Here is a 15,696-nt window from a genome sequence, read left to right as displayed (position 1 = left end):
CAATCACCGCCGAGCGGTGGGGGACCGGGGCCTTCCCCGTGTCCGGGTCCCGGCGGGCGTCGGCTCAGGCGGCGTCCGTCATGCCCATCTGCCGCATGAGGCCCGGCGCGTCGTAGTACCACCAGCCCTCCGCCACCTGACCGTTCTCGATGCGGAAGGTCGTGCAGCCCGACATCGCGACTTCCTTCCCGGTCGGCGGGACACCCATGAACTCGCCCTTCTGGGTGCCGGTCCAGGCCCACAGGGTGGTGACGCAGTCGCCCTCGGCGATCTGACGGTGCAGGTCGAACGAGAAGTCGAACGCGTCCCGCCACATGCCCATCGTCCGCTTCATGCCCTGCCGGCCGTCGCCCGTGCCGGGCGCCGCCATGATGTCGTGGTCGGTGTAGTCGGCCGCGACGCACTCGTCGACGACCGCGAAATCGCCCTTCTCCGCGACCTCCTCGAAGATCCGGGTCACGAGCAGCTTGTCGAGGTGCTCGTTCCGGACCACGTCCAGGTTCATGAACGTCGGCATGCCCTCGCAGAGGGCCACCATCTCCTGGAACATCCCTTCCGTCTCGGGGAGTCGGGAGTTCCTCATGGCGTCCTCGTACGAGGGGAACTCGACGAGGTCGAGGTAGTGCGTCTGCGTCTCGCGGTCCCTGCCGATCATGGTGTGCGTGACCGTGCGCCGGCCGCTTGCCTGCTGCGCCCAGCGGTCGATGAGGGCGTTCATCTCGTCGAACCGCGTGGTCTCGTAATCGATCACCTGTACGAATGTCATGGTGTCGCCTCCCGCACTGGATGGGACAGGTCCAGTTTAGGGAGATTTCACCCGTTTGGCGGGTTTGGTTGGTTCGGATGTGTCCCGCCGCGGCGGACGTCCGCGTCACTGCGGGCGTACTGCCGCGGGTCGTCTACTGCGGGCCGTACTTGCGACCCGTACGGGAGGACATGCCGCCGAGCAGCCCGCGCGGAGTCAGCTTCACCACGCCCATCAGCGCCTTGTAGCGGGGATCCGGGATCGACACGGTCTTGCCGCGCGCCAGGTCGGCCAGCGCCGAGGCCACCAGCTTGTCGGCGTCCAGCCAGAGCCAGCCCGGGATGTTGTCCGTGCCCATGCCGGCCCGCTCGTGGAACTCCGTCCGCACGAAGCCCGGGCACAGCGCCATCAGCCGCACCCCGGAACCCGCCAGGTCCTTCGCCGCGCCCTGGGTGAACTGCACGACCCAGGCCTTGCTCGCCCCGTACGTGCCGCGCGGCAGGAAGGCGGCGACCGAGGCCACGTTGATCACGCCGCCGCGACCGCGCGAGCGCATCGACTCGCCGGCGGCCGAGGTCAGCCGCAGCACGGCCTCGATGTGCACCTTGACCATGGTCAACTCGTCGGCCATGGAAACGTCGAGGTAGCGGCCCTTGTTGCCGAAGCCCGCGTTGTTGACCAGCAGGTCCACGGGGTGGGTGCGGTCGCCGAGACGGGCCTCGACCGCCGCGATGCCCGCGTCGGTGGAGAGGTCGGCCGTCAGCACCTCGGCCTCGATGCCGTGGCGGTCGTGCAACTCGGTGGCCTGCTCCGCGAGTCGCTTGGTGTCGCGGGCCACCAGCACGAGGTTGTGGCCCTGGGCGGCGAGCCGCCGGGCGAAGGCGGCGCCGATGCCCGCCGTGGATCCCGTAATCAACGCAGTCGTCATGTGCGCAACCTAGTCGCCGCCGCGGGGCCCTGTCGTCAGGGTCCCGTCCGGTCCGCCGGACCCCGTGTCAGGCCCCGCCCGCCGCACCGGAGTCGACCCGCGCCGCCGGGGAACCGTGGCGCAGGTCGTATGTGCGCGCGGTCTCCCGCGCGGCCGGTTCCAGCGCCGCGCCCGCCGCGAGGGTGCGCGGAAGCAGGGCCCGTTCGGTGGTGAAGGCGCGGAACCAGAACTCCACCGACACCTCGTGGTCCGGCCGGTGCAGCACCTCGACGGCGTCGCCCGGCGACACCGAGCCCTCCTCGATCACCCGCAGGTACGCACCCGGCCGGGCCTCCCGGGTGAACCGCTTCGCCCATCCGCGCTCGCCCAAGGCTCCCTGGAACGTCCGGCACGGGATGCGGGCCGAGGCCACCTCCAGGACGAGGTCGCGCCCCACCCGCCAGCGCTCGCCGAGGCGTGCCGAATTCAGGTCGATGCCGGAGGTGGTGAGGTTCTCGCCGAACAACCCGCCGGCCAGCGGGCGCCCCAACTCGCCCTCCCACCAGTCCAGGTCCTCGCGGGCGTACGCGTACACGGCCTGGTGCTCACCCCCGTGGTGGCGCAGGTCGCAGACGTCGTCCCCCTCGACGCCGCTCGCCCCGACACCCTTGGGGCCCGGAGCGAAGACCCGCACCGGGCCGGGGACGGGGCGTTTGCCGATGCCGGTCAGTCCGTTTTTCGAGTCGGAGTACCCGACGGACTTCGCGCGGCCGACGTTCACGGAGATGAGATGCATGCGGACACGCTAGTCGAGGCTCCTCAAAGGGTCCGCTGATTATTGGCGCCACGGTCAAAGATGCCCTTATGCTCGAAGGGTGATCGAAGCACGTCATCTGCGAGTTCTGCGCGCCGTCGCCGGGACCGGCTCCTTCTCCGCCGCCGCCCGCGAGCTGGGCTGCACCCAACCGGCCGTGTCCCAGCAGATGAAGGCGCTGGAGCAGTCGGCCGGCACCCCGCTGCTGATCCGTACGGGCCGGGAGATGCGGTTGACCCAGGCGGGTGAGGCCCTGGTCCGGCACGCCGCCGGAATCCTGGCCGGACTGACCGCCGCCGAAGAGGAGGTCGCGGCCATCGCCGGGCTGCGCGCCGGCCGGGTGCGGCTGGTCTCCTTCCCCAGCGGCAGCTCCACGCTGGTGCCGACCGCACTGGCCGCCATGCGCGCCCAGCACCCGGGCACCCGGATCTCCCTGGTCGAGGCCGAGCCGCCGCGTTCGGTCGAGATGCTGCGCGAGGGCGACTGCGACGTGGCGCTGGCCTTCCGGTACGGGGGCTCCTCTGCCTCCGCGGCCGAATGGGAGGACCTGGTGGTGCGCCCGCTGCTCACCGACCGCCTCGTGGGTCTGGTCCCCGAGGGGCACCGGCTGGCCGGGGCCGAGCGGGTGGGCATGGCCGAGCTGGCCGACGAGCCCTGGATCGCGGGCTGCCCGCGCTGCCGCCGCCACCTGGTGGAGGTGTGCGAGGACGCGGGTTTCACCCCGCGCATCGACTTCGCCACCGACGACTACCCGGCCGTGGTCGGCCTGGTGGGCGCGGGGCTCGGCGTGGCGGTGCTGCCCGAGCTCGCCGTGGAGTCGGTACGGGCCAAGGGGGTGAGCACCGTGGCCGTGGAGCCCGCCGTGGAGCGGGAGGTCGTGGCGCTGACCCTGGCCGACCTGGCGAGGGTCCCCGCCGTGGCGGCGACGCTGACCCAGCTGGAGCGGGCCGCGACGCGTTGACGGGCGCCAGGCGGGGGCCGGGTGGCCCCCGCCTGGCGGTCCGTCGGGCGCCTGCCGGACGGCGGTACGGCCGGGCGGGTGACGGACCGGACCCGTGGGGTCCGTGGCGCGTACGTGAGCGTCACGGATTCGAGGAAACGTTCCTTCGGGCGTTTCGTGCGAACCGGCTAGTGCGGTGCGATCGGGCCGATCGTGCTCGACGCGGGGATCAGGCGGTGCCGGGCTCGACCCATCAGCTCTTCGCGTTCGTCCTCGGTGAGGCCGCCCCACACCCCGTAGGGCTCGCGGACGGCGAGGGCGTGCGCGGCGCATTCCGAACGGACCGGGCAGCGCATGCAGACCTCTTTAGCCGAGGCCTCGCGCGCGCTCCTGGCCGCGCCCCGCTCGCCTTCCGGGTGGAAGAAGAGGGAGCTGTCGACCCCGCGGCAGGCAGCCAGCAGCTGCCAGTCCCAGAGGTCGGCGTTCGGTCCGGGGAGGCGGGAGAAATCTGCCATTGGTAGTCCCTCTTGGTGCCGGTACTGAGGCGGATACGGTCCATGTCTCCACACCTACTGTCGGAGTAGATGTAAATATGACTCATTGGGAATCTAGCCTCAGACACGTGCCAAATGGAAGGAAAGCCGCCAAATAGGGCATAGCTCCAGATGGAGGACAGGCCGCCCGCGCCTCCGACGTCGTGATCGCTTCCTCACGTAGAGTGCCGAAGGTGTCCGTCCGACCCGTAACTCTTTCGAGTGACCATCGTTGAGAGTGCGAAGGCGGTTGAACCAATAAGTTCTCGGACAGGTGTCCGGGGGCATCGACCGCACAGGTGACGATACGTACCAGCCTGGAGGCACAAGGTGACGCGCATCAGCAGCTGCGGAGGGCGGTCATGACATCCGTCCTCGTCTGCGACGACTCCCCGCTTGCCCGAGAGGCGCTCCGTCGCGCGGTTGCCACCGTGCCCGGCGTCGAGCGTGTGACGACGGCAGCCAACGGCGAGGAAGTCCTCCGCCGCTGGGGTGCCGACCGTTCCGATCTGATTCTGATGGATGTACGGATGCCCGGCCTGGGCGGTGTCGAGACGGTCCGTCGGCTGCTCTCGGCCGACCCCGGCGCCCGCATCATCATGCTGACGGTCGCCGAGGACCTGGACGGCGTGGCCCTCGCGGTCGCCGCCGGCGCCCGGGGATACCTGCACAAGGACGCCTCGCGCGCCGAACTGCGGGCCACGGTCACCCAGGCCCTCGCCGACCCGACCTGGCGACTGGCCCCGCGCCGGCTCCGCTCGGCCGAGATGGGCGCCGCGCCCACGCTCACCGCGCGCGAGATCCAGGTCCTGGAGGGCATGAGCCACGGCCGGTCCAACGCGGAGATCGGGCGCGAGCTCTTCCTCTCCGAGGACACGGTCAAGACGCACGCCCGTCGGCTGTTCAAGAAGCTGGGTGCCTCGGACCGTGCGCACGCCGTGGCGCTCGGGTTCCGATGGGGCCTGGTCCGCTGATCGCGGACCGTTGAGAGTGTCCCGCCCGGACCCGGTGCGAAACCGGGGATTGGCGGGGCACAATCCGGGGGACGTGTCGCTTCGTGCGCGATGCCGCATCCTTGAGGGTGTGCCGCATTCTCGAAGATGTGGCCTAGGGACCATTCGGGCCGAGCGGAGGGGAGGGCGCAGGCGATGAGTTCTGGCGCACCCGCTCATAACGCTTCGATGCACAACAAGGACGACGGTGCCGCGAATGCACCCGCGCCAAGGCACCATGGATTGATGCGCGACGACGAGGCCCCGGGGTCACCCGCGGCCACAGGCTCCACCGGCACCGCCAGGGGCGGCGGAGCCGGGGCCGTCAGCGCTCTCGTCCGCAGGGCCGTGGACGGCGACGAGCAGGCCACGCACGATCTGCTGGCCTTCGTCCACCCCCTCGCGATCCGCTACTGCCGCACCCGGCTGTCCCGCCTTCCGGGTGACGCTCGCCACTTCGTCGAGGACCTGGCGCAGGAGGTCTGTGTCGCCGTCCTGATGGCGCTGCCGCGCTACCGGGACACCGGGCGCCCCTTCGAGGCCTTCGTCTTCGCCATCGCCGCGCACAAGGTCGCCGATCTTCAGCGGGCCGCCATGCGGCACCCGGGGAGCACGGCGGTCCCGTCGGACGAGATGCCCGAGCGGCCCGACGACTCACTCGGCCCGGAGGAACGCGCGCTGCTCAGCAGCGACGCGGCCTGGGCGAAGAAGCTGCTGGCCAACCTGCCCGAGAACCAGCGCGAACTGCTCGTGCTGCGGGTGGCCGTCGGCCTGACCGCGGAGGAGACCGGGCAGATGCTCGGGATGTCCCCCGGCGCGGTGCGCGTGGCCCAGCACAGGGCGCTCAGTCGGCTCCGGGCACTCGCGGAGCAGTAGACCGCCGGCCGCGGTCGGGGTCCCGGGGCAGGAGTCCGTCCGCAGGAGTCCAGTAGTAGGAAACGACGAAACTTCTGCTTGACCTTGGTCGTGGAATGAGACGCGTCGCGATCCCGTTAGCATGGACATCCGCGCTGAGCAAGACCATTTGGGAAGGTGTCATGACTGTGAACGCCGATGGAGTGCCCGACAAATTCGCCACACTCGGCCTCACGTATGACGACGTGCTGCTGCTCCCGGGCGTGTCGGACATGGCGCCGGACCAGATCGACACCTCCTCCCTCATCTCGCGCAACGTCCGCGTCAACGTCCCGCTGCTGTCCGCGGCCATGGACAAGGTCACCGAGGCGCGGATGGCCATCGCGATGGCCCGCCAGGGCGGCGTCGGCGTCCTGCACCGCAACCTCTCGATCGTCGACCAGGCGAACCAGGTCGACCTCGTGAAGCGCTCCGAGTCCGGCATGGTCACCGCCCCGATCACCGTGCACCCGGATGCCACCCTCGGCGAGGCCGACCAGCTCTGCGCGAAGTTCCGCATCTCCGGCGTCCCGGTCACCGACGGGGCGGGCAAGCTGCTCGGCATCGTCACCAACCGCGACATGGCCTTCGAGTCGGACCGCAGCCGCCAGGTGCGCGAGGTCATGACCCCGATGCCGCTGGTCACGGGCAAGGTCGGCATCTCCGGCGTGGACGCCATGGAGCTGCTGCGCCGCCACAAGATCGAGAAGCTTCCGCTGGTCGACGAGGCGGGCATCCTCAAGGGCCTGATCACGGTCAAGGACTTCGTCAAGGCGGAGAAGTACCCGAACGCCGCCAAGGACAAGGACGGTCGGCTGCTCGTCGGCGCGGCCGTCGGTGTCGCGGGCGACGCGTACGAGCGGGCCCAGGCCCTCATCGAGGCGGGCGCCGACTTCATCGTCGTCGACACCGCCCACGGCCACTCCCGTCTCGTCGGCGACATGGTCTCCAAGATCAAGTCGAACTCCTCCGTCGACGTCATCGGCGGCAACATCGCCACCCGCGACGGCGCCCAGGCGCTCATCGACGCCGGCTGCGACGGCATCAAGGTCGGCGTCGGCCCCGGCTCCATCTGCACCACCCGCGTCGTCGCCGGCATCGGCGTCCCGCAGGTCACCGCGATCTACGAGGCCGCGCTGGCCGCCAAGGCCGCAGGCGTACCGGTCATCGGCGACGGCGGCCTCCAGTACTCCGGCGACATCGCCAAGGCCCTGGTCGCGGGCGCCGACACGGTGATGCTGGGCTCCCTGCTCGCGGGCTGTGAGGAGTCCCCGGGCGAGCTGCTCTTCATCAACGGCAAGCAGTTCAAGTCCTACCGGGGCATGGGCTCGCTGGGCGCGATGCAGTCCCGCGGCGAGCAGAAGTCCTTCTCCAAGGACCGCTACTTCCAGGAGGGCGTGGGCGGCGACGACAAGCTCATCCCCGAGGGCATCGAGGGCCAGGTCCCGTACCGCGGCCCGCTCTCCGCGGTCGTGCACCAGCTCGTCGGCGGCCTGCGCCAGTCGATGTTCTACGTCGGCGGCCGCACGGTTCCCGAGCTCCAGGACCGCGGCCGGTTCGTCCGGATCACCTCGGCGGGCCTCAAGGAGAGCCACCCGCACGACATCCAGATGACGGTCGAGGCGCCGAACTACTCCCGCAAGGGCTGAGCGGCCCGCGCACACGCGTGAACGGGGCGGTTCCGGTCGATCCGGGGCCGCCCTTCACCCTTCCCGGACCCCGGGATCGCGTCGGCGCTCGGCCGGACCGCGTCCGTACAGCGGTCACCGGAACGCGGGCCCCCGGGGTTCGGGGATACTGGACGGGCAGACCCAGAGGAAAGGCCACCACACGTGACTGAGATCGAGATCGGGCGCGGCAAGCGCGGCCGCAGGGCGTACGCGTTCGACGACATCGCCATCGTCCCGAGCCGGCGTACGCGGGACCCGAAGGAGGTCTCGATCGCCTGGCAGATCGACGCGTACCGCTTCGAGCTCCCCTTCCTGGCCGCCCCCATGGACTCCGTGGTCTCCCCGCAGACCGCCATCCGGATCGGCGAGCTCGGCGGCCTCGGCGTGCTGAACCTCGAAGGTCTGTGGACCCGCTACGAGGACCCGCAGCCGCTGCTCGACGAGATCAACGAGCTGGACGAGGAGGACGCCACCCGCCGCCTCCAGGAGATCTACGCCGCGCCGATCCAGGCCGACCTGATCCGGCAGCGCATCAAGGAGGTGCGCGACTCGGGTGTCGTCACCGCCGCCGCGCTGTCCCCGCAGCGCACGGCCGAGTTCTCCAAGGTCGTCGTCGACGCCGGCGTGGACATCTTCGTGATCCGCGGCACCACGGTGTCGGCCGAGCACGTCTCCGGCGCCGCGGAGCCGCTGAACCTCAAGCAGTTCATCTACGAACTGGACGTCCCGGTCATCGTCGGCGGCTGCGCCACCTACACTGCGGCCCTGCACCTCATGCGCACCGGCGCGGCCGGTGTGCTGGTGGGCTTCGGCGGCGGCGCCGCGCACACCACGCGCAACGTGCTCGGCATCCAGGTCCCGATGGCCACCGCCGTCGCGGACGTGGCCGCGGCCCGCCGCGACTACATGGACGAGTCCGGCGGCCGCTACGTGCACGTCATCGCCGACGGCGGCGTGGGCTGGTCGGGCGACATCCCGAAGGCCGTCGCCTGTGGCGCGGACGCCGTGATGATGGGCTCCCCGCTGGCCCGTGCCACGGACGCGCCCGGCAAGGGCAACCACTGGGGCATGGAGGCCGTCCACGAGGACGTGCCGCGCGGCAAGAAGGTCGACCTCGGCACGGTGGGCACCACCGAGGAGATCCTGACCGGCCCGTCGCACTCCCCGGACGGCTCGATGAACATCTTCGGCGCGCTGCGCCGCTCGATGGCCACCACCGGCTACAGCGAGCTCAAGGAGTTCCAGCGGGTCGAGGTCACCGTCGCGGACTCGCAGCACCGCCGCTGACCGGCTTCCACGCCCGTACGCCGGAGGGCCGGCACCCCGATCGGGGTGCCGGCCCTCCGGCGTGTGCGGGACCGGTGTCAGTCGCTGACCTTCTTGGCCGCGCCGAAGGCGACGAAGCCGCCGATGCCGAGGAAGAGGTAGTCCATGGCCTCGGCCGACTCCTTCCAGATGTCGTTCAGGCCGCCGATGCCCGGGTCGCTCAGCACGTCGGCGACGCCGATGTGGGCGTAGTCGGCGAGGGCGAGCGCGATGAAGAACAGCTGACCGAGGTAGACGGCGCCGATCGAGAGGATCGCGCTGACCACGGGGAGGGCCGGGTTCCTGCCGCCGACCTTGCCGGCGGCGAGGCCGACGAGGAGCCCGACGCCGACCGCGGCGTAGCCGACCTGACGGTCGATGGCGTTCATGATGCCGCCGTACGCGCCGGCCGCGACCAGGGCGGCGACGACGGCGGCCAGGATGCCGAGGCCGACATTGCCGCCGCGCGCCGGGGCGGGGGCGGGAGCGGCGGTGTAGGAGTCGGGCGCGGGCGGCTGGAACTGCTGGCTCATGAGAAATCCCCCCAGGGAACACGGCACACGTGTGGGTCACCGGTGTCCACCGGGACGTATGTGCGAGATAAGAACGCCGCAGGCTAACAGCAGGCTCTGACATTCGGCGGGGGATTTATCGGGGGGACCGCGCCCGACAGCCCCCGGAGCGGCCGGCGAGGGCCGCTCCGGGGGCTGGCGCGAGGTGTCAGAGGCGGTGCGCCGCGCCGATCGGGCTGGCGCCCCGGGTGTCCAGCAGGAGTTGCGCCTTGACGGCCAGACCTTGCAGGTCGTAGGTGCGGTGGTGCTGGAGCAGGATCGTCAGGTCGGCGTTGGCGGCGGCCTCGTACAGCGAGTCGGCGCGCGGGACGGGCTGGTCGCGGACCCGCCAGGCCGGGATGTACGGGTCGTGGTAGCTGATCTGGGCCCCGAGGTCGATCAGCCGGCTGGCGATCTCGCGCGCCGGCGAGCCCTCCTGGTCGGCGAGGTCCGGCTTGTACGTCACCCCGAGCAGCAGGACCCGGGCGCCGCGGGCGGACTTCCCGTGCTCGTTCAGCAGGGCGGCGGAGCGCTGGATGACGTACTGCGGCATCCGGTTGTTGATCTCCTGGGCCAGGCCGACCATGCGCAGCGGGTGACCGGGGGTGCGGGTGGTGTGGGGGAGGTAGTTCGGGTCGAGCGGGACGCCGTGGCCGCCGACGCCGGGGCCGGGGCGGAACGCCTGGTACCCGTACGGCTTCGTCTCGGCGCACCGGATGACGTCCCACAGGTCGACCCCGAGGTCGTGGCACAGGACGGCCATCTCGTTCATGAGGGCGATGTTCACGTGCCGGTAGTTGGTCTCCAGCAGCTGCACGGTCTCGGCCTCGCGCAGGCCGCGGGCGCGCACCACCTTCTCGGTGAGGCGGGCGTAGAACGCGTGCGCGGACTCGGTGCAGGCGGGCGTGAGGCCGCCGATCACCTTGGGGGTGTTGGAGATCCCGTGCGTGCGGTTGCCCGGGTCGTGCCGGCTGGGGGAGTAGGCCAGGTGGAAGTCGCGGCCCGCGCGCAGCCCCGAACCGGCTTCGAGGATCGGGCGCAGGTAGTCCTCGGTGACCCCCGGATGGGCGGCGGACTCCAGGATGACGGTGGTGTGCGGGCGCAGCCGGGCGGCGAGCGCGCGGCCCGCGTCGCCGACCGCGGAGAGATCGAGCGCACGATCGGCGCCGAGCTGGGTAGGGGCGCAGATGACGGCGGTACGGACCCGGCCCAGTTCGGCGGGGTTGGTGGTGACCCGGAAGCCGGCCGCCGACATGCGGCGGATCTCGGCGGCGGTGAGGGTGCTGTCCGTGGTCGGACCGCTGTCGAAGCCGACGGTCTCGATTCCGGCGGCGACGGCCGCCTGAGCGAGAGGGAGGCCGAGGTGGCCGAGTCCGATGACGGCGAGATCTGCGGGCATGGAGGTGCCGTCCCTTCCCTTCCCTTGCATGAGGGGGCTGGGCGCGCAAGTCCTGTGGAGGGCTGGAGCAGGCGCAATGTCAGACTAGGCGTATATATGACAGATATGTCGCATTGTGAGGTGGTGGCTACCGTTGTGTTGTCCACAGGCGGTGGCCGATGTGTGCGCGGAAGGTCAGAATCAACAGCGGGGATGTGAGCGGGATCACCCGCATCGAGCGGGGATTCCCCCGCACCAACGGGAGGCAGCCGTGAGGACAGCGACACTGGGACCGGTTCAGCGGGCCGAGGCACTTGCCCGGATGGCCGAACGGGAGCTGGACGTGCTGGTCGTCGGCGCGGGAGTGGTCGGCGCCGGCACCGCGCTCGACGCGGCCACCAGAGGCCTGTCCACCGGGCTGGTGGAGGCACGGGACTGGGCCTCGGGCACGTCGAGCCGCTCCAGCAAGCTGATCCACGGTGGACTGCGCTACCTGGAGATGCTCGACTTCGCCCTCGTCCGCGAGGCCCTGAAGGAACGCGGCCTGCTGCTGGAGCGGCTCGCGCCGCACCTGGTCAAGCCGGTTCCGTTCCTGTACCCGCTCCAGCACAAGGGCTGGGAGCGCCTCTACGCCGGCTCGGGCGTGGCCCTGTACGACGCGATGTCCTTCTCCAGCGGTCACGGGCGCGGGCTCCCCACCCACCGCCACCTCTCGCGCAAGCACGCGCTGCGGGTCGCCCCGGCGCTGCGCAAGGACGCCCTGGTGGGCGCCCTGCAGTACTACGACGCCCAGATGGACGACGCCCGGTACGTCACCACATTGGTCCGAACGGCCTCCGCGTACGGGGCGCAGTGCGCCAACGGGGCGAGGGTCGTCGGCTTCCTCCGCGAGGGCGAACGGGTGGTCGGCGCGCTGGTGCGGGACGTGGAGGGCGGCGGCGAGTACGAGATCCGCGCGAAGCAGGTCGTCAACGCCACCGGGGTGTGGACGGACGACACGCAGGCCCTGATCGGGGAGCGCGGGCAGTTCCACGTCCGGGCCTCGAAGGGCATCCACCTGGTCGTCCCGAAGGACCGGATCCACTCCTCCACCGGGCTGATCCTGCGCACGGAGAAGTCCGTGCTCTTCGTCATCCCCTGGGGGCGGCACTGGATCGTCGGCACCACGGACACCGACTGGGACCTCGACAAGGCGCACCCGGCGGCGTCCAGCGCGGACATCGACTACCTGCTGGAGCACGTGAACTCGGTACTGGCGGTTCCCCTGACGCGCGACGACGTCCAAGGCGTCTACGCGGGCCTGCGACCCCTGCTGGCCGGCGAGTCCGACGCGACCAGCAAGCTCTCGCGCGAGCACACGGTGGCGCACCCGGTGCCGGGGCTGGTCGTGGTGGCGGGCGGCAAGTACACGACGTACCGGGTGATGGCCAAGGACGCGGTGGACGAGGCGGTGCACGGGCTGGACCAACGCGTCGCGGAGTGCGTGACCGAGGACGTCCCGCTGGTGGGCGCGGAGGGGTACCGGGCCCTGTGGAACGGCCGCGCCCGGATCGCCGCGCGCACGGGCATCCACGTGGCGCGGGTGGAGCACCTGCTGAACCGGTACGGGTCCCTGACGGAGGAACTGCTCGACCTGATCGCGGAGGATCCGGGGTTGGCCGAGCCGCTCACGGGGGCAGAGGACTACCTGCGGGCGGAAGTCGTCTACGCGGCTTCGCACGAAGGGGCCAGGCACCTGGACGACGTGTTGACGCGTCGGACGCGGATCTCGATCGAGACCTTCGACCGGGGCACGCGATCGGCCCGGGAGTGCGCGGAACTGATGGCTCCGGTACTGGGCTGGGACAAGAAGCAGATCGAGAACGAAGTCGAGCACTACGAGAAGCGGGTGCAGGCGGAACGGGAATCGCAGCGCCAACCGGACGACCTGACGGCGGACGCGGCCAGGCTGGGAGCTCCCGACATCGTTCCGTTGTAACTCCGGGATGCGGAAGGGGGAACCGTTGCCCCGGGGCGCCCGTCCGTTGCGGAGTGAGCAACAATGAGGTTTCTGCCGGGGCGGGTTACCGTGCCCCTCGGCGGCTGCCGGGGCAGCCGGGCAGGCTGCACGATCGCAGAGGGGACGCATGTCGAAGCCGGAGCACACCGAGTCGCCGGATTCCGCGGGTAAGGCGCCGAGCGCCGAACCGAGCACCGAGCCGGCGGGTGTGAAGCCGAGCCCGCGCAAGGCCGAGCCCACGGCGGAACCGGAGGGTGTGAAGCCCGCCGCGGCGAAGCCGGGTCCGTCCGGGGCGAAGTCCACCCCGGCCGGGCCGAGCCCGGCCAAGTCGCCCGCCGCGCAGGCGGAGCCCGAGGACGCCAGGCCGGCGGCCGGGTCCGAGCCGGGCGCGGTCGCACCCGCCGCTTCGGCGGCGAAGCCCGACCTCGCCAAGGCCGCCCCCACCGCCGACGCGGAGTCGGACGGGCCGCGGGACGCCAAGCCCACCGCCTCGGCGGACGCGAAACCGGCGACCCCCGCGGACGCGAAGTCCGCGACCCCTGCGGACGTGAAGCCCGTGCCGAAGCCGCGCACGGCCAAGGCCGCGCCCGCGAACGCGCCCGCCGGCAAGCCCGCGTCCGGTGGCGAGAAGTCGGCGTCCCCCGCCGGCTCCGGCCCGGCCAAGGCCGCCCCCGCCGCGAAGGCGGAACCCGTGTCGGCCGTGAAGGTGGCCTCCGCGGAGCCCGAGGACGCCAACAAGCCCGCGCCGGCCAGGCCCGAGGACGCCAAGCCCGCGGACGCCAGGCCTGCGGACGCCAGGCCCGCGCCGGCGAAGCCCGATCCGGTCAGGACCGGTGCCGCGAGGCCCGAGGTCGTGCCCGCGCAGCGGTCGCCCGAGGGCGCGAAGAGCCCCGCGGTCAAGGCGGAAACCGGTCAGGACGAAGGGCGGTTGCTCGCCCGCCGGTACCGGCTCGGATCCGTCCTCGGCAAGGGCGGCATGGGCACCGTGTGGCGCGCCGAGGACGAGATCCTCGGGCGGACGGTCGCCGTCAAGGAACTCCGCTTCAGCATGGGCGTGGACGAGGACGAGAAGCGCCGCCTCATCACCCGCACCCTCCGCGAGGCCAAGGCGATCGCACGGATCCGCAGCGGCGGCGCCGTCACCGTCTACGACGTCGTGGACGAGGACGGCCGCCCGTGGATCGTCATGGAACTCATCGAGGGCCCCTCCCTCGCCGAGTTCGTGCGCGAGCGCGGCCCGCTGACGCCCCGTCGCGCGGCCGAGGTCGGACTCGCCGTCCTCGACGTCCTGCGCGCCGCCCACGACCAGGGCATCCTGCACCGTGACGTGAAGCCGTCCAACGTGCTCATAGCGGACAACGGTCGTGTCGTGCTCACCGACTTCGGCATCGCGCAGGTCGAGGGAGACCCCTCCGTCACCTCCACCGGCATGCTCGTCGGCGCCCCCTCCTACATCTCTCCCGAGCGCGCCCGGGGCCAGAAGCCCGGCCCGCCCGCCGACATGTGGTCGCTCGGCGGCCTGCTGTACGCCTGCGTCGAGGGCGTGCCCCCGTACGACAAGGGCTCGGCCCTCGCCACCCTCACCGCCGTGATGACCGAACCGGTGGAACCGCCGAAGAACGCCGGTCCCTTGACCGAGGTCATCTACGGCCTGCTGGTCAAGGACCCGGCCGGGCGGCTCGACGACGACCGTGCCCGGGCGATGCTGAAGGCGGTGCTCGACGCCCCCGAGCCCGCGCCGGCGATGCCCCCGGCCGTCGAGGAGACCAAGGCGATCTCCCTCGCCGACGCCAAGGAGGCGGCGGACAAGTTCGCCGCCGAGAAGGCCGAGAAGGCCGAGAAGGCGGAGAAGGTCGAGGCGGAGAAGGCGGAGAAGGCCGAGGCCAAGGCCGCCGCCGAGCGCGTCGCCGCCGCCAAGGCTGCCGAGAAGGCCGCCGAGAAGGCGGAGAAGAAGGAACGCGAGCGGCGCGAGCGCGAACAGCGCGAGCGGGCCCGGGCGGCGTTGAAGTCCGCCCGCAAGGCCGCCGCGGCGGAGGCCGCCACCGCGGCCGCCGCCGCCTCGACGGCGTCTGCCGCCGAGGCCCCGTCGTCCCGCCCCAAGCCGATCCCGGCGTCGCTCACCGATGTGATGTCGCGCCGCACCATCGCGCTCGCGATCGCCGGTGTGGTCGTGGTCCTGGCGGTGATCGGCTCGCTGATCGTGTGGGCGTTCAGCGGGGACGACGACAAGGACAAGGGCAAGGACAAGGCCGGTTCCCGGCCGTCCGCTTCCGGGGCGGCGACCCCGGGTACGGCCGTCGGCGCGTCGGCGGGCACCGCCGGCAAGGGGTCCTCGAACAGCGGATCCGACGGGGGCAAGAAGAGCGGCGAGCCCAGCCCGGGACAGAGTCCCGCGCAGAGTCAGGGCCAGGGTCAGGGCCAAGCGCAGGGCCAGGGTCAGGGCCAGGGCCAGAACACGGGCCAGACGCAGGGTCAGGGCAGCGGCCCGGGCGCCGGGCTGCCGGCCGGCTACGCGAAGGTCTCGGACCTGCGGTTCCACTTCTCCATGGCGATGCCCGAGGGCTTCCGCCAGACCGACACGGCGGGCGAGAACTCCGGCGCCATATACAGCCGTGACGGCGGCTTCCCGCGCATCCAGGTCGACTTCACCGACAGCCCGACGGGCGACGCGCGCCTCGCCTGGTCCCAGTTGGCCCCGGCCGTCGCCGGCAGCAGCACGGGCTATCACCTGATCAGGTTGGACGGCGTGGACTACCGCGGCTATCCGACCGCGGCGGACTGGGAGTTCGAGCGCGAGCAGAAGGGCAGCAAGGTCCGGGTGCTGAACCGGGGCTTCAAGGTGGACGCGACGCACGGCTACGCCATCATGGTCAGCTGCCCGGCCGACCAGTGGGACGGCCCCGAGTGCACCCTGATGCGCAACACGGCATTCGAGACCTTCCAGCCCCTGGGCTGAGCCCGGTCGTCC

The 15,696-nt window shown here is 71.6% G+C and carries 13 protein-coding genes; 7 read left to right on the top strand and 6 right to left on the bottom strand.

Annotated features, from left to right (window positions below):
- Positions 1-64 precede the first annotated feature (64 nt).
- The 3 genes from OTB19_RS02655 to OTB19_RS02645 all read right to left on the bottom strand — a co-directional run bounded on the left by OTB19_RS02655 (position 65) and on the right by OTB19_RS02645 (position 2,448).
- Positions 65-766, bottom strand: coding sequence for an ester cyclase (locus OTB19_RS02655; RefSeq protein WP_267796293.1), 702 nt, complete (start codon positions 764-766; stop codon positions 65-67).
- 133 nt (positions 767-899) lie between these two features.
- The gene (locus tag OTB19_RS02650) at positions 900-1,673 is read right to left on the bottom strand and encodes an SDR family NAD(P)-dependent oxidoreductase (protein ID WP_267796292.1); all 774 of its coding nucleotides are present in this window, start codon (positions 1,671-1,673) and stop codon (positions 900-902) included.
- 67 nt (positions 1,674-1,740) lie between these two features.
- The gene (locus OTB19_RS02645) at positions 1,741-2,448 is read right to left on the bottom strand and encodes an MOSC domain-containing protein (RefSeq protein WP_267796291.1); all 708 of its coding nucleotides are present in this window, start codon (positions 2,446-2,448) and stop codon (positions 1,741-1,743) included.
- 79 nt (positions 2,449-2,527) lie between these two features.
- Between OTB19_RS02645 and OTB19_RS02640 the strand changes: the two genes are divergently transcribed.
- Positions 2,528-3,427, top strand: a complete 900-nt coding sequence (locus tag OTB19_RS02640; RefSeq protein WP_267796290.1) for a LysR family transcriptional regulator — start codon at positions 2,528-2,530, stop codon at positions 3,425-3,427.
- Between the two features lie 167 nt (positions 3,428-3,594).
- Here OTB19_RS02640 and OTB19_RS02635 read toward each other — a convergent pair whose 3' ends face one another.
- The gene (locus tag OTB19_RS02635) at positions 3,595-3,921 is read right to left on the bottom strand and encodes a WhiB family transcriptional regulator (protein WP_030230767.1); all 327 of its coding nucleotides are present in this window, start codon (positions 3,919-3,921) and stop codon (positions 3,595-3,597) included.
- 380 nt (positions 3,922-4,301) lie between these two features.
- Between OTB19_RS02635 and OTB19_RS02630 the strand changes: the two genes are divergently transcribed.
- From OTB19_RS02630 to OTB19_RS02615, 4 genes are all read left to right on the top strand, one after another.
- A complete protein-coding gene (locus tag OTB19_RS02630; protein WP_003948568.1) occupies positions 4,302-4,913 on the top strand; it encodes a response regulator transcription factor in 612 nt (203 codons plus the stop codon).
- A gap of 264 nt (positions 4,914-5,177) precedes the next feature.
- Positions 5,178-5,807, top strand: a complete 630-nt coding sequence (locus tag OTB19_RS02625) for a sigma-70 family RNA polymerase sigma factor (RefSeq protein ID WP_267796289.1) — start codon at positions 5,178-5,180, stop codon at positions 5,805-5,807.
- Between the two features lie 161 nt (positions 5,808-5,968).
- Positions 5,969-7,474 (top strand): IMP dehydrogenase, encoded by a 1,506-nt coding sequence (gene guaB, locus OTB19_RS02620; protein WP_267796288.1) that lies wholly within the window; start codon positions 5,969-5,971, stop codon positions 7,472-7,474.
- 183 nt (positions 7,475-7,657) lie between these two features.
- Positions 7,658-8,782, top strand: a complete 1,125-nt coding sequence (locus tag OTB19_RS02615; RefSeq protein WP_267796287.1) for a GuaB3 family IMP dehydrogenase-related protein — start codon at positions 7,658-7,660, stop codon at positions 8,780-8,782.
- Positions 8,783-8,859: 77 nt separating this feature from the next.
- Here the strand turns inward: OTB19_RS02615 and OTB19_RS02610 are convergent, their stop codons facing one another.
- Both OTB19_RS02610 and OTB19_RS02605 read right to left on the bottom strand, forming a co-directional pair.
- Entirely contained in the window at positions 8,860-9,333 is a 474-nt protein-coding gene (locus OTB19_RS02610) for a hypothetical protein (RefSeq protein ID WP_267796286.1), read from the bottom strand.
- Between the two features lie 187 nt (positions 9,334-9,520).
- Positions 9,521-10,750, bottom strand: a complete 1,230-nt coding sequence (locus tag OTB19_RS02605) for a nucleotide sugar dehydrogenase (RefSeq protein WP_267796285.1) — start codon at positions 10,748-10,750, stop codon at positions 9,521-9,523.
- 250 nt (positions 10,751-11,000) lie between these two features.
- On the opposite strand from OTB19_RS02605, the gene OTB19_RS02600 reads away from it, so the two are divergent.
- Together OTB19_RS02600 and OTB19_RS02595 are read left to right on the top strand one after the other, a co-directional pair.
- On the top strand, positions 11,001-12,707 hold the full coding sequence (locus tag OTB19_RS02600) for a glycerol-3-phosphate dehydrogenase/oxidase (RefSeq protein WP_267796284.1): 1,707 nt from the start codon (positions 11,001-11,003) through the stop codon (positions 12,705-12,707).
- Positions 12,708-12,855: 148 nt separating this feature from the next.
- Positions 12,856-15,684, top strand: a complete 2,829-nt coding sequence (locus OTB19_RS02595) for a serine/threonine protein kinase (protein WP_267796283.1) — start codon at positions 12,856-12,858, stop codon at positions 15,682-15,684.
- Positions 15,685-15,696 lie beyond the last annotated feature (12 nt).

It is taken from the genome of Streptomyces sp. H27-H5 (assembly GCF_026627505.1).
GTDB lineage: Bacteria > Actinomycetota > Actinomycetes > Streptomycetales > Streptomycetaceae > Streptomyces.
This window is presented reverse-complemented; position numbering and strand designations above follow the sequence as displayed.